Raw genomic sequence first — 13969 nt, forward strand, 5'->3', positions numbered from 1 at the left:
TCGGAACCAGTTCCGCAGTTCGTCAAAGAACACGAGAAGACCGGCCCAGAGCCGGCGAAGTCACCAGGACAGTCACATCCGTTGGTTGCGGGCACTCTCGTAGATGCACACTCCGGCGGCGGTGCCGAGGTTGAGGCTCTCGGCCGAGCCGTAGATCGGGACGGCGACGGATGAGTCGCACAGCTCCAGATCCTCGGGGCTCATCCCCCAGGCTTCGTTGCCGAAGACCCAGGCGGTCCGTGCGGTGAGATCCAGACCCGTCTCCCATGGATGGTGAAGATCGTGGGCTTCGTCGTTCGCGTCGGCGGCGAGCACCTGCAGGCCGCGCGCACGGGCCAGTTCGGTCACCTCCGAGAGTCCGACTCCGGTGACGACAGGAATGTGGAAGAGCGAGCCGGCGGTCGACCGCACGGTCTTGTCGTTGTAGACATCCACCGACGACGACGTCAGCACCACGGCATCGGCGCCCGCGGCATCGGCCAGCCGGATGATCGTGCCGGCGTTGCCCGGATCGCGCACTTGCGACAGGACGACCACGAGCTGCGCTTCCTTGTCGAGCACCGAGGTCAGCTCCACGTCGAGCGCCCTGCACACGGCCACGACACCCTGGGAGTTCACGGTCGAGGCGAGCTCAGTGAGCACCTCGGGGGTGACGGTGCTGCACTGCATACGCCCGTGCTTGGCCGTGGAGACGAACGAGGGATGCTCCTCGGCGGCCTCCTCGGTGATGAACAGCTCGACGACGGAGCCCTTTCGCGCCAGAGCCTCACGGACGGCCTGCGGACCTTCGACGAGGAACTGCCCCGTGGCCTTGCGATCACGACGTTTGAGCAGTTTCGCGGCATTCTTGATCCGCTTCGACTGAGGTGAGGAGATGACGTCAGGGAGTTTCATGAAACCGTGTTCTCGATCCGTTGAATGCTGAAGTGGAAAAGTGGGACCCGAAGGGACAGGAGCTGATATGGGGACCATGCGAGTCCGAGCGAAAAGACCGACGGCCCCGAACCTGCAGTTCGGGGCCGTCGTCGATCACCGAGGCGATCGGTCAGTCACTTAAGTGACCGGAGTTTAGATAAGACGCTGCTCAGGCGGCGTCGGTCTTCGCTGCGTTGACGTCAGCAGGAAGAGCATCCTTGGCGACCTTGACCAGGTGCGCGAAGGTGGCCGAGTCGTTCACGGCGAGCTCGGCGAGCATGCGACGGTCGACCTCGACTCCAGCGGCCTTGAGGCCCTGGATGAAACGGTTGTAGGTCATACCGTTGGCGCGGGCGCCGGCGTTGATGCGCTGGATCCAGAGACGACGGAAGTCGCCCTTGCGCTTGCGACGGTCACGGTAGCTGTAGACCAGCGAGTGGATGACCTGTTCTTTGGCCTTGCGGTACAGGCGCGAGCGCTGTCCGCGGTAGCCGCTTGCCCGGTCGAGGATGACCCGGCGCTTCTTGTGAGCGTTGACCGCTCTCTTCACACGTGCCACGTGTTACTCCTTTAGAAAGTTCGTATCTGCCGGCGGTGCCGGACTCTGGTTCAAGCTGTGGGAGCCGCTTTCGACTGCCCGTGGGAGATCCCGGAGACTGTCCGGGAAAGAAAGACCCGAAAGGGGTCTCACCTGCCCTTGAGCTTGCCCAGAAGCTTGCGGGCCATGGCGCGGTCGCCGCCGGTGAGTTCCTGGTCGGTGGACACGCGGCGCTTACGAGCCGAGGACTTGCCCTCGAACTTGTGCTGGTTGTTCACGCCTTCACGCATGATCTTGCCACTGCCAGTCACGCGCATACGCTTCTTGGCGCTGCTGTTCGTCTTCTGCTTCGGCATAGTGCCGTTCTCCTTTGCAATTCGTTGCCCGCGTCAACCGCTGGCAACTACTTCACACGCACAGACCAGGACGGACCTGGAACGCGACGTACTTAATTTCTCACGCGTCCGGGCGAGCTGCGTTCTTCTCTGCAGCGACCCGATCGCGACGGGACTTCACCTCAGCGGACTTGCCCTTGGCATCTGCCGATGCCTTCCGGGCCTCCGCCTTGGCGTCAGACTTTGACTTGTGCGGGGCGATGACCATCACCATGTTGCGTCCGTCGACTCGCGGTGAGGATTCGACGGAGCCGAGGTCGGACACATCTTCGGCCAAGCGGTTGAGCAGCTTGATGCCCATCTCGGGACGGGACTGCTCACGTCCGCGGAACATGATCATGACCTTGACCTTGTCGCCGCCTTCGAGGAAGCGGGTGACGTGGCCCTTCTTCGTCTCGTAATCGTGTTCGTCGATCTTGAGACGGAAGCGGATCTCCTTCAGCGCAGTGTTCGCCTGGTTCTTCCGGGCTTCTCTGGCTTTCTGGGCAGATTCATATTTGAATTTTCCGTAGTCCATGAGCTTGGCTACGGGTGGCTTCGCCTGCGGGGCTACCTCGACGAGGTCGAGGCCAGCTTCGCCGGCGAGATCGAGTGCCTTGCGAATGGCAACGATACCGACCTGTTCACCGTTGGGTCCGACCAACCGGACCTCGGGAACCCGAATCCGGTCATTGATGCGCGTCTCGCTGATGTGTTCACTCCTTTTGCTCAAATGTGGTCGTGACAACGAAAAAGGCTCCCGTTGACACATGCCAAGGGAGCCTGCACACACGAGCAGTACGGTAGACGTACGTTCAGTGAATACACCTCGATCTGGACCCGATCAGACTTTGCCTGACGGACAGATCTTCGGACCCGATCGCTCTTCGCGATCAAGGTGGGAGTCAGACTCCGCTTCGCACCAGCTACCAGTGTACTACGCTTCATGACTCTTCGCACATCGAGGCCCTGGTGTGATCGCCGCATTGATTTATATGTCAAGCTTATGGCATGAGTTCTGAAGAATCCGTTCCCGCCGAGGCGATCGCCGACGTTACGCGCGACATCGCCGAGGTCCCCGCTGTCGAGGTCATCACCTCCAGCGCCGTCCACCTCATGTCCGCCGCTGCCGTCAAGTGCGGCCTGGCCGAGGACACCGCCGAAGGCCGTGGCGCCGACCTCCAGGACCTCGACGAGGCCCGCAAGCTCATCACCGCACTGGCCGGCTTCGTCACCGGTGCCGCCACCGTGATCGGCGACCACCATGCCCGCCCGCTGCGCGATGGACTGCGCAGCCTGCAGCTGGCATTCCGCGAGGCTTCGGAATATCCCGACGCCCCCGGCGAAGGCCCCGGAGAGAAGTTCACCGGCCCCGTCCGCTGACACATCCGTCACCGAGGCGGCCCCCGACCATTCGTCGGGGGCCGCCTTCGTCTGTGGTTCAGCCGTTCGCCGGCGAGGATGGCCCACCGGGTCCGCCGAACCCCCCGGTGCAGCGTCTCGGCTGAGAGGCGGCTTCGAAGGCGAAGCACTGTCGACGGATCAGGGATCCTCACCTGCTCGCTCCGCCTGCGCCTTGATGCCGCGCAGGCGACGATCCCATCCGTGGGCGACGATACCGAGCAGATCGGATACTTCGCGGATCTGCGACGGACTCACCGAGTGCACGCGGCGGGATGATCGGGTCGTCGAACTCACGATCCCTCCGCTCTCGAGAATCCGCAGCTGCTTGGCCACAGCCTGTCGGCTCAGCCCGAGATCACGCGCCACGGCGCCGGCGTCATCGGGCGACTGGGACAGCCGAACCAGGATGCGGCGTCTCGTGTGGTCGGCCAGCGCTTTGAAGACGAGATCCGCCTCGTCCGACAGCAATCTGTGCTGAACGGAGTCGTCTGCAGAACTCATCTCGCCGACACGGCGAGTCCCCTCGCCACCGCGAGCTCTTCGACCCAGCCTTCGGCATTCTCCTCAAATCGCCGGCGTCGCTCGGCGGCATCGTCGCTGAGCCGGGCGAATCCACTCTCACGGACGGTGAGCAGGACGCCCTGACCCTCTGGCTCGATGGTGAAAACGATCGTGTTGCTGGGAAAGTCGTCCAATGATCCGGGCGTCCCGCCGAGCCAGCGGAAGACGGCACGACGAGGCGGATCGAGCTCCTCCGTGCCGATGGTGAATTCGCCGACGTTCGGGTCAATCACCCGAGAGACACCGTCCTCAGAGCTGATGTCATGCTCGGTGTAGCTGCCGTCATTGATGAACCAGCCGGGTTCGCTGATGATGTCCCACACCGTTTGTGCGTCGGCGTCGATGTGGATGCTGCGGACGATCTCGTCGGGCACATCATCCGCAGTGGTGGGTACGTCGTCCTCGGTCACGATGGTTCCTCTCGTCGGTGAGATCGGCACTGGGCCGCGTTGGCGACGACTCTATCTCGCACCCCGCCAAAGTGCAACCATTCAGTTGCACCCTCGTTCATCGATCTGCCGCCGATTCCCACCCCGCCCCGCGGTTCATTCGCCGAGGCTGCCGATGACTCCGCGCATGAGTTCACCCTCGATTTCGTCGAATCCCGGACCGAATTGGCCGAAGCGAAGACCGTTGATCAGACCGATGACAGCGACCCAGATGGTCACGGTTCTCAAGATGGTCTCGTCCGAGTAGTCGAGGCCGAGCTCCTCGAGGCCCGCACGCAGCGGCGCAAGTGCGCTCTCAGGACCCTGAGTCACCGAACCGGTCTTGCCCGACTGGGGCACGGATGCCCGTTCCGACGCTCGATCATCCTCTGCCACCAGCTGCGCGAGCGCGACCATGATCCGCGTTCCCGGGACCACGGTCTCCTCTCGCGGAGCCTCATAGTCAGCGATCGGGGTGCCGTAGATGAGCGCCCACCGATTCGGGTGCGCGCGCGACCATTCGAGCATGGTCAGCGCGAGGGCCTCCACGCTCCGCTCCCCCGCCAGCGCTTCATCGACGGCATCGGCGATCTGCGTGAAGGCATCTCGGATGAGAATGGTCAGCAGCTCATCACGGCTCTTCACATAGCGGTAGACCGCGCTGGAGACGACCCCGAGCTCTCGCGCGATCGCCCGCAGCGACAGCCCGTCGACTCCGTCGTCGTCGACCATCCGGTTGCCGATCGCGGTGATCTGGGCTTCCGTCTCGATTCGGGCTCGCTGTCGTGGGGTCGTTTCTGTCATGACTTCACCCTACGGTCCGAGAGCAAAGATAACAATAGTGAGCACTGCTCTTGCATTGTCGACGCATGCGGCCTACGCTGAATTCCGAGAGCACCGCTCTCTCAATCATGAGAACATCATCGGAAGGACTCGCTATGAGAACAGCACTCATCATCGGAAACGGACAGATTGGTTCGGAGATCGCCGCCCGACTCACGGACGTCGGAGTCACCGTCCGCATCGCCACCCGCTCCGGCAGCAACTCATCCGGCACCCCCACCCACATCAAGGCCGATGCGAGTGATCGCGCCCAGCTGGCCGAGGCCGCTGCCGGAGTCGATGCGATCTTCGCCTGCGCCCACGCCGCGTACGACAGCCGCAAATGGGAGCAGATCCTCCCCCGCCTCGATGCGGCGGTCCTCGACACGGCGGCCGAACTCGACATTCCTGTGGTCTTCCCGGAGTCGGTCTATGCCTTCGCCGGCCTCGACTCCCCGATCACCGAAGACTCCCCTTTCGCCCCGGTCGACGACAAGGGACGGATTCGGCAGCGGTTGGTCGAAGCACGGGAAACCCATCCGGCGACGTGTGCAAGCGTCATCGCCGGGGACCTGCTCGGCAGAACTGCCGAGAAGTGGTCATCGGTGGTGCGCATGTGCATCACGGACCCGATCGGTCAGGGTCGACGGGTCTATGTGCCCGCACGCACGGACGTGCCGCATGGCATCACCGTCATCGCCGACCACGCGGCCGCCATGATCCAAGCGGCAGAGGATCTGAATGACGTCCCCGCGGGACGCACCAGCTGCGGATCGCCCCGGCGTCGAACCCGACTCTGGCCGAGATCGCCGATTTCACCGCGGATGCCCTCGGGCAGAAACACAAGCGTCCGGCCACGGTGCCGCGCTGGGCCACCCGTGCGGCAGGAGTGTTCGAACGCTCCTTCTACGAGCTCAACGCTCTGGCCCCGATCTGGTACGAACCCTGCGTCATCTCCTCCAGCGATTTGGCCGAAACAGTCGGCACAACCGATTGGCGGGAGGGCGTGCGGCAGATGCTCGACGCGGGAACGTCTGAGACTCCTGCACGGCAGCCTCGGTGAGCGAACGAGGCCTCACAGCCGGATCCCGTTGCCCGGACCCAGCGGCAGGTCGAAGACGAACCAGATCGTCAGCAGCACGGCCCAGGCCAGCCAGAACGGGATGACGAACGGGAACATCCGCGAGATCACCGTACCCAGTCCGGCATTGGGTTCGTAGCGGCGAACGAGGCCGAGGAGGACGATCATGTACGGGTTGAGCGGGGTGATGACCTGGGTGGCCGAGTCGCCGACGCGGAATCCGGCCTGGATGAACGCCGGTTCGTAGCCGAGCAAGGCGAAGAGCGGAACGAACACCGCGGCCATGAGCGTCCACATCGATGACCCGGAGATGATGAATAGGTTGAGCACACTGGCCAGGAGCATGAACCCGATGACTGCAGCGAGCCCGGTCAGGCCGATCGCCTCAAGCCCCGAGGCTCCGGCGACGGCGATCCACGAACCGATTCCCGTCCAGTTGAACAGGGCGATGAACTGGCCGAGGATGAACGCGAGGATGAGGAAGGACATCATGTCGATGATCGACTGGCTCATCATCCTCACCAGGTCGTTCATCGACCGCACGGTGCGCACGACGAAGCCGTAGACGACGCCCATGAGCATGAAGTAGGCGAAGACGATGAAGACGATCGACGACAGCAGCGGTGACTTCGGGAGGAATCCGCCGTCCTCATTGCGCCATGGCGAGGCTGGGAGGAGAAACGCGACGAGGAACACCGCGGTGAGGACGAGCGCCGCGACGACCGCCCAGATCAGCCCCTTCTTCTCCTCCGGCTCGAGTTCCGCCTTGATCTCGGTGGTCTCGGACTCATGGGACTCACCCGAGGACTGCTCCTCTGATGTCGCCGAGGCGTCCCCATAGGGACTGTCGGGAGCCCGGTATTCCCGCGCCAGGCCGCTCCCCGAGGCGCTCGCATACTCACGCGGCACACCCTTGCGCACCATGTTCGGTTCGATGAGCCGGTCGATGATGAAGCCGGCGATGATCGCCAGCACGATCGACGAGGCGATGTTGAAGTAGTAGTTCGACACCGGGTTGACCGCGGTGTAGTCGGTGTTCGGCAGCGTATCCATCACCGAGGTGGTGATGCCCGCGAACAGTGCGTCGAGACTGGTGGGCACGATCGACGTCGAATAGCCGGCTCCGGTGGCGGCGAACCCGCCGATGAGCCCGGCCATCGGATGCCGTCCTGCCGCTTTGAATACGAGCGCGGCCAAAGGCGGGATGATGACGAACGCCGAGTCGGCCATGATCGACCCGACCACCCCGACGAAGCCGACGGCATAGGGCAGCAGCCACTTCGGGCTCTTGCCGAAGGCGATGCGCACGGCCGCGGCGAGCATTCCCGACTTCTCGGCCACACCGACGGCGAGGAGAATCGGCAGCACCGTCGCCAAGGGCGGGAACCCGATGTAGTTGTCGCCCATCGTCGTGGTCAGCCACGACAGGCCCTCCCCGGTGAACAGTCCCTTGATCGCGATGGTCTCGTCGCCGCCGGGGATGGCCACGGTGACATCGGCCATGGCCATGGCCGTGGAGACGAGGCCGGTGATGATGAAGAGCCCGAGGAACAGTGTGAACGGTTCGGGCAGCTTGTTTCCGATGCGTTCGATCCAGTCCAGCGTGCGCTGGCCGAAACCGACTTTCCCATCTGTCGTCGACATGAGCGGTCCTTCTCTTCGATGGCGCGGGTCAGGGTGCGGCGGGACGATCTCAGTCGAAGAAGTGCTCGACGTCGATGGCTCCCCCGTCGCGGGCGAACTCTTCGGTCACCTCGGCGGCGAGGGCATCGTCGGCGAGGAAGTCCAGGGCGGTGCACGCAAGACCATAGGCTCCGTCGAGTGCCGCGGTTTCGGCGGCAGGGGTCTTTGCGGCTGCGGCGAATTCACGGGTGTGAAGGGCCACCTCGGCGTCGGCGGTCTTGATGAGCGGATGGATGCCGGGAATCCGGTAGGAGACGTTGCCGAAGTCCGTGGACGCGGCGATCGATTCGTCGAGGACGCCGGCGGGAAGCGGTTGGCGCCCGCGGGTCTGTTCGTGTTCGGCCCAGCGGGCGGTCAGCGCCTGGTTCGTGCGCACGGGCAGCGAGGGCGGGTGGTCGTCCCAGTCGACCGTGACGCCGGTTCCGGTCATGAGTGCGGCGCCCTTCGCCGCGTCCTCGACCCGGTCGGAGAGCTCTTTGAGCGTTTCGGGGAACTTCGAGCGGACGTAGCACTGCACGGTGGCGGTTTCGGTGATGATCGACGGTCTCGTTCCGCCGTCGGTGATGACCGCGTGCAGGCGGGAGATCGGCGGCATCTGCTGCCGCATCAGGCCAAGTCCCTGGTAGAAGAGGTTCGCCGCGTCGAGGGCGTTGCGTCCCATGAAGGGCTGCGCCGAGGCGTGGGCGGCGACCCCTGAGTACGTGACCTTGAGCAGGCGGCGTCCCAGCCACACCTGGTCGGCGCAGTCGTACCCGTAGCCGTGGACCATGATGGCTGCGTCGATTCCGTCGAAGGCACCGGCCCGGGCCATGACCTCTTTGCCCGAATGACCTTCTTCCGCTGGGGTACCCAACAGCACGACGGTGCCCGGCACGGCGTCGGGGTCCTTCTCGTATAAGGCATGGAGGGCCAGGAACGCACCGACTCCGGCGGTGGCGATGATGTTGTGCCCGCACGCATGCCCGATCTCGGGCAGGGCATCGTATTCGGCGAGGATCGCGATCGTGCGACCGTGGCCGGATCCCGTCGTCGCCCGCAGTGTGGTCTTCACACCGTAGAGGCCGGTCTCGACGTCGACTCCGTGATTGTCCAGCACCGAGGCGATCGCGGCGACCGAATCGAACTCTTCGAAGGCCGTCTCGGCGAGATCATGGATGGTGTGGAGCAGGTCCGTGAGGTCGCCCTCGGCTGCGTTAAGGCCCGCAGCGATGCCGGACCGGTTCGTCTCCGGGGCGCCGGTGAAGTCAGAGGCCCACTCGGCGGCCTGCTCGGCCCGGGCCCTGGTCTGTCTGGCCATCTCGTCGAGGTAGCTGTCGTCCGGTGCGGTCGAGTGGCTGAGGTCACGGATTTCGCTCATGGGTCATAAGCATAGGGGCCTTGCCGATCTGACACGCCCGGAACGCTCAGACTTCGACGAGGCGGATGGCCAGAGAGTCGATCTTCGCGACGAGGTCCTCGTCACCGGCGACAGTTTCCTGGAACCGGCGCACTTCCTCCGGCGGCACATCGGAGTCGACACCGAGTGTGATGCCGAGCTCCGGCCCACCGAGGTGGACACTGTTGCTGCCGGGGCTCACACCGATCCGAGCCAGCCAGGGGAAGGACTCGGCGATGGCACGCAGACGCTCGGCCACCTCGGCGTCGGCCCAGGACGGAGTCCAGGGCTGGGACTGCACGAACGCGAACATGGCCGGGCGGCGCAGCAGGAATGAGGACTCGGCCCCGGGGTCGAGGACGACGAGCTGGGATTCGGCCTCGATCGCCCCGAGGACGAGCCGTTCGGATTCGATCGGCACGGGACGGGCGTCGGAATGCCACGCCGTCAATGGTGGGATTCCGGAGAACCCTGGAGTGCACTCGCGTCCGTCCTCGGCTTGGAGGCGGACCATCGCCATCTCCGAGGAGTTGTCGGCCATGAGCCCGTTCTCTCCGACCTCCTGGTCGAGAGCCATCGGCACGATCGGGGCGTAGAGCCTGGCCCCGGACAGTGCCGCGACGACCTGCTGGTGTGCGGCGGGATCCAGGGGGGCCTGAGCGACCTGGGTCATGGCCTCCAGCAGTGCCGCATCCGCCAGCCCGGTGTCACCGGAGAACGGGTTGGGTTTGAGGTCCCGGCCCGCCCACGCCTGTCCGGCGGAATCCGTCGGGGCCTGGGCGTCACCTGCTTGGTCGGCAGATGCGGCGGACCGGGGCTCGTGAGGCTCGGGCGAGTGCGTGCTCACCGGCTCACCGTCCTGCGACGTCGAGGGCTTCTTCCAGGGTGAACTTGCCGGCATAGAGTGCCTTGCCCACGATCGCGGAGTCGACGCCGAAGGGCACGAGCTCACGGAGGGCACGCAGGTCATCGAGGCTCGAGACTCCGCCGGAGGCGACGATCGGTGAGTCGGTCTTCTGCGCGAGGTCCTTGAGCAGTTCGACGTTGGGTCCTGCAGGGTGCCGTCCTTGCGCACGTCGGTGACGACGTAGCGGGAGCAGCCGGCTGCTTCGAGGGTGGCGAGGACTTCGTAGAGGTCGCCGCCGTCCTTCGTCCAGCCGCGGGCGGCCAGGGTGGTTCCGCGGACATCGAGGCCGATGGCGACCTGGTCGCCGAAGCGCTTGATCATCTCGGCAGTCCACTCGGGGTTCTCGAGTGCCGCGGTGCCGATGTTGACGCGCTCGGCTCCGGTGTCGAGTGCGCGTTCGAGGCTTTCGGTGTCACGGATTCCGCCGGAGAGTTCGACCTTGATCCCCACGGCCTTGACGACCTGGTTGAGCAGGTCGGAGTTCGATCCGCGTCCGAAGGCGGCGTCGAGGTCGACGAGGTGGATCCATTCGGCTCCGCGGTTCTCGAAGTCCTGGGCGGCATCGATGGGTGAGCCGTAGTCAGTTTCGGTTCCGGCTTCGCCCTGGACGAGGCGGACGGCCTTGCCGTCGGCGACGTCGACGGCGGGGAGGAGGACCAGCTTGTTCGAACTGTCTGTCATTGTGACCTTTCTGCCTGGGTGCCACGGGGTTTGCGGGCAACCATAGTCGGTGTGCTCGGTCAGGAGCTGAGTGCGTCGGTGGTGTTGGTTCCGGTGCTGCGTCAGTCGCTGCCCGGGCTGCTGTCGGCGGCGAACGAGGCGAGCCAGTTGCGCAGCAGCCTCGCACCCGCCTCGGCGGACTTCTCGGGATGGAACTGTGCGGCCCAGGTGGTGCCGTCTTCGACGGCGGCGATGAAATCGCTGCCGTGGCGGGCGGTCGTCACCACCGTGTTCGGCGGCGGTTCGGCAGCGGCATAGGAGTGGACGAAGTAGAAACGTTCGTCCCCGATGCCGTCGAACATGGCCGAGTCTGCAGGTGCATCGACCTTCGACCAACCCATGTGCGGGATGACCGGGGCGTCGAGTCCGATGACGGCGCCGGGCCACAGGCCGATGCCGTCGGTCTTGACTCCGTGCTCCTCGCCGCGGGCGAAGAACACCTGCAGGCCGACGCATATGCCGAGCAGCGGTCGGCCCTGTTCGTGTCGGGCACGGATGAGTTCGACTCCCCCGACGTTCTCCAGTCCGGCCATCACGGCCGAGAACGCACCGACGCCGGGGACCAGCAGTCCGTCGGAGTCGTTGATGACATCGTGGTCGGCCGTGAGCGTGACTTCGGCACCGGCTGCGGTGACAGCACGCACGGCGGAGCGTACATTGCCGGCACCGTAGTCGAGGACGGCGACCGTCGTCATTTTTTCGCTCCCTTGCTCAGCACCGACCAGATCCTCCACAGAGAGAATCCGAGGACGATGACGCCGAGCGCGGCGACGACCCAGGCGACGGTGTTCCCGCCCAGGGCCAGGGCAATGCCGAATGCGGTGACGAGTCCGGCGAGGACGGCGGCGATGATCCACAGCAGTGCCGTCCGCGCCATGGCGGCGCGGCCCGGGCTCATCGTGGCGGCGCTGGCCTGCAGCTTCGTCATCGAGTCGGTTCTGATGCTGCCTTCGACGTCGTCCGCGGAAACGGTTTCGAGCAGCAGTCCTTCGAGCACATCCGGCAGGTTCTTCAACGCCAGTCCGGCCGGCACATCGGATTCGCGACTGCCGTGGCGGTAATGGCCGGCGTCGATCTGCTCTTCGCTGCGCACGAGGAGGAGGACCTCGTGTTTGCCGGCGAGCTTGGAGATCGCTGCGGCCGCCTCGTTGCCGGCTTTGACATCGGTGTCGGCGAGGACGATTCCGCTGAATTCGCCGATCGGCACGATGGTGCCGGAGATGTTCGACAGCACGCAGGCGGCGGCCAGCTGCTGGGCGACCCCGAACGGGGTCACGATGACGGTCGTGCTCACAGGACTCCCTTGGTGCTGGGAACGGAGTTGCTTCGCGGATCGGTCTCGACGGCCTCGCGAAGGGCGCGGGCGAAGGCCTTGAACTCGGCTTCGACGATGTGGTGCGGGTCGCGGCCGCGCACCAGGTCGAGGTGGACGGTCAGTCCTGCGTTGAAGGCGATGGATTCCAGCGAGTGGGAAGTCATCGACCCGGTGAAGTGGCCGCCGATGAGGTGGTACTGCTGGCCTTCGGGTTCGCCTTCGTGGACGAAGTAGGGACGGCCGGAGACGTCGACGACGCACTGTGCCAGTGCTTCGTCCAGCGGCACGGCGGCGAAGCCGTAGCGGCGGATGCCGACCTTGTCGCCGAGTGCTTCGCGCAGGGTCTGGCCGAGCACGATGGAGGTGTCTTCGACGGTGTGGTGGACGTCGATGTGGGTGTCGCCGGTGGCGGTGATGTCGAGGTCGATCATCGAGTGCTTCGACAGGGCGGTGAGCATATGGTCGAAGAACGGCACGCTCGTCGAGATGCTCGAGGTGCCGGTGCCGTCAAGGTTGACGGACACGGACACCGTGGACTCGGACGTGGTGCGCGAGTTCTGGGCCTGCCTCATGGAGTGCCTTTCGTCGGGGCGGCTGATGACGGGGTCTGCGGACGGTCCGCGAGGATGTCCGGGGATTCGGCGACGATCTCGTCGATGGCGTTGAGGAACGCTTCGGTCTCTGCCTCGGTGCCGGCGTTGACGCGGGCGTGGCCGGTGATGCCGATATCGCGGATGAGGATTCCGCGATCGAGCAGCTTCTGCCACAGCTCGGCCGGTGAGGCGATGTTGCCGAAGAGGACGAAGTTCGAATCGCTGTCGTGGACGGTGAAACCCGCCTCGGCGAGGTGGCTCGACATGCGGTTGCGCGAGTCGATGAGTCGGTCGACGTTGCCCAGCAGCAGCTCCGCGTGTTCGAGTGCCGTGCAGGCGAGCACCTGAGTGACCTCGGACAGGTGGTAGGGCAGGCGGACGAGGCGGAGGACGTCGATGAGCTCGGGGGCGGCGATGGCGTAGCCCAAGCGCAGGCCGGCACAGGCGAAGGCCTTGCTCATGGTCCGGGAGACGACGAGGCGGGGCCGGCCGTCGAGCAGAGTCATCGCCGAGGACTTGGCGGGGCGGGAGAATTCCGCATACGCCTCGTCGACGATGACTATCCCTGCGCAGTTGTCATAGGCGGCGTCGATGACGTCGAGGCCGATCGAGGTGCCGGTCGGATTGTTCGGGGTGCACAGGAAGACGATGTCCGGATTCGCACGAGCCACCTCGGCGGCGACCGTCTCGGCATCGAGAGTGAAGTCGTCTTTACGTTCGACATGCTGCCATTCGGCGCCGGTGCCCGTGGTGATGAGCGGATGCATCGAATAGGAAGGGGTGAACCCGAGTACGGTGCGGCCCGGCCCACCGAACGCCTGGACGATATGGCTGAGCACTTCGTTCGAACCATTCGCGGCCCAGATCATGGAGGGATCGAGGTCGACGGTGTCTCCGGCGCGTTCGTTCACACCATTCAGGTAGGTGACGAGGTGTTCGCGCAGTGCGGTGAACTCGCGGTCGGGGTATCGGTTGAGTCCTGCGAAGTGATCATCGACGGCGGCGCGCATGCTGTCGACGACGACGCCCGGAAGCGGATAGGCGTTCTCGTTGACGTTGAGCTGGACCGGCACATTGAGGTGCGGAGCCCCGTATGGCTTGAGGCCGACGAGGTCTGAACGCACTGGCAGAGAGTCGATGTTTCCCACGGCAATCATTCTACCGAGAGGCTCCCGCGCCGGCGGCGGGTCTGGCATCGAGATCGGCCGTCGCTCACCGATCGGACGGGTCACGCGCGCGTGCCGGTCGGCCGG

General features: G+C 65.1%; 15 protein-coding genes and 2 pseudogenes. 2 read left to right on the plus strand and 15 right to left on the minus strand.

The window, feature by feature from the left end; all coding sequences use genetic code 11:
• Positions 1–72: 72 nt before the first annotated feature.
• From AC2W7L_RS11085 to infC, 4 genes are all read right to left on the minus strand, one after another.
• Positions 73–894: a TrmH family RNA methyltransferase gene (locus AC2W7L_RS11085; RefSeq protein WP_486004515.1), complete on the minus strand. Its 822-nt coding sequence runs from the start codon at positions 892–894 to the stop codon at positions 73–75.
• 190 nt (positions 895–1084) lie between these two features.
• Entirely contained in the window at positions 1085–1474 is a 390-nt protein-coding gene (gene rplT, locus AC2W7L_RS11090) for a 50S ribosomal protein L20 (RefSeq protein WP_025779787.1), read from the minus strand.
• A gap of 128 nt (positions 1475–1602) precedes the next feature.
• The gene (rpmI, locus tag AC2W7L_RS11095; protein ID WP_039206667.1) at positions 1603–1809 is read right to left on the minus strand and encodes a 50S ribosomal protein L35; all 207 of its coding nucleotides are present in this window, start codon (positions 1807–1809) and stop codon (positions 1603–1605) included.
• Positions 1810–1909: 100 nt separating this feature from the next.
• Entirely contained in the window at positions 1910–2560 is a 651-nt protein-coding gene (gene infC, locus AC2W7L_RS11100; RefSeq protein ID WP_229664191.1) for a translation initiation factor IF-3, read from the minus strand.
• Between the two features lie 278 nt (positions 2561–2838).
• Between infC and AC2W7L_RS11105 the strand changes: the two genes are divergently transcribed.
• Positions 2839–3210 carry a DUF1844 domain-containing protein gene (locus tag AC2W7L_RS11105; protein WP_039206663.1) on the plus strand — a complete coding sequence of 124 codons (372 nt, stop codon included), beginning with the start codon at positions 2839–2841 and terminating at the stop codon, positions 3208–3210.
• Between the two features lie 159 nt (positions 3211–3369).
• Here AC2W7L_RS11105 and AC2W7L_RS11110 read toward each other — a convergent pair whose 3' ends face one another.
• The 3 genes from AC2W7L_RS11110 to AC2W7L_RS11120 form a co-directional block, all read right to left on the minus strand.
• Complete coding sequence (locus AC2W7L_RS11110) at positions 3370–3732, minus strand: ArsR/SmtB family transcription factor (protein ID WP_486004516.1); 363 nt, start codon at positions 3730–3732, stop codon at positions 3370–3372.
• Positions 3729–4202 carry an SRPBCC domain-containing protein gene (locus AC2W7L_RS11115; RefSeq protein ID WP_025779778.1) on the minus strand — a complete coding sequence of 158 codons (474 nt, stop codon included), beginning with the start codon at positions 4200–4202 and terminating at the stop codon, positions 3729–3731. The genes AC2W7L_RS11110 and AC2W7L_RS11115 overlap by 4 nt, the downstream gene beginning before the upstream one ends.
• A gap of 135 nt (positions 4203–4337) precedes the next feature.
• The gene (locus tag AC2W7L_RS11120) at positions 4338–5024 is read right to left on the minus strand and encodes a TetR/AcrR family transcriptional regulator (RefSeq protein WP_486004517.1); all 687 of its coding nucleotides are present in this window, start codon (positions 5022–5024) and stop codon (positions 4338–4340) included.
• A 107-nt stretch (positions 5025–5131) separates the two neighbouring features.
• Between AC2W7L_RS11120 and AC2W7L_RS11125 the strand changes: the two are divergent.
• Positions 5132–5521 (plus strand): annotated as a pseudogene (locus tag AC2W7L_RS11125) (NAD(P)H-binding protein); the annotation flags it as partial.
• Positions 5522–6117: 596 nt separating this feature from the next.
• On the opposite strand, the gene AC2W7L_RS11130 reads toward AC2W7L_RS11125, so the two are convergent.
• The 8 genes and pseudogenes from AC2W7L_RS11130 to AC2W7L_RS11165 form a co-directional block, all read right to left on the minus strand.
• A complete protein-coding gene (locus AC2W7L_RS11130) occupies positions 6118–7767 on the minus strand; it encodes an AbgT family transporter (RefSeq protein WP_486004518.1) in 1650 nt (549 codons plus the stop codon).
• Between the two features lie 49 nt (positions 7768–7816).
• On the minus strand, positions 7817–9163 hold the full coding sequence (locus tag AC2W7L_RS11135; protein WP_486004519.1) for an amidohydrolase: 1347 nt from the start codon (positions 9161–9163) through the stop codon (positions 7817–7819).
• Positions 9164–9209: 46 nt separating this feature from the next.
• Positions 9210–10151 carry an SseB family protein gene (locus tag AC2W7L_RS11140; protein ID WP_486004520.1) on the minus strand — a complete coding sequence of 314 codons (942 nt, stop codon included), beginning with the start codon at positions 10149–10151 and terminating at the stop codon, positions 9210–9212.
• Positions 10033–10976, minus strand: a pseudogene (priA, locus tag AC2W7L_RS11145) (bifunctional 1-(5-phosphoribosyl)-5-((5-phosphoribosylamino)methylideneamino)imidazole-4-carboxamide isomerase/phosphoribosylanthranilate isomerase PriA). The gene AC2W7L_RS11140 and the pseudogene priA overlap by 119 nt, the downstream one beginning before the upstream one ends.
• Positions 10871–11503 carry an imidazole glycerol phosphate synthase subunit HisH gene (gene hisH, locus AC2W7L_RS11150; protein ID WP_486004521.1) on the minus strand — a complete coding sequence of 211 codons (633 nt, stop codon included), beginning with the start codon at positions 11501–11503 and terminating at the stop codon, positions 10871–10873. The pseudogene priA and the gene hisH overlap by 106 nt, the downstream one beginning before the upstream one ends.
• On the minus strand, positions 11500–12102 hold the full coding sequence (locus tag AC2W7L_RS11155) for a hypothetical protein (RefSeq protein ID WP_486004522.1): 603 nt from the start codon (positions 12100–12102) through the stop codon (positions 11500–11502). The genes hisH and AC2W7L_RS11155 overlap by 4 nt, the downstream gene beginning before the upstream one ends.
• Positions 12099–12695, minus strand: coding sequence for an imidazoleglycerol-phosphate dehydratase HisB (hisB, locus tag AC2W7L_RS11160; RefSeq protein WP_486004523.1), 597 nt, complete (start codon positions 12693–12695; stop codon positions 12099–12101). The genes AC2W7L_RS11155 and hisB overlap by 4 nt, the downstream gene beginning before the upstream one ends.
• Positions 12692–13864 (minus strand): histidinol-phosphate transaminase, encoded by a 1173-nt coding sequence (locus tag AC2W7L_RS11165; protein ID WP_486004524.1) that lies wholly within the window; start codon positions 13862–13864, stop codon positions 12692–12694. The genes hisB and AC2W7L_RS11165 overlap by 4 nt, the downstream gene beginning before the upstream one ends.
• Positions 13865–13969 lie beyond the last annotated feature (105 nt).

It is taken from the genome of Brevibacterium sp. LAARM3_SD1 (assembly GCF_057364765.1).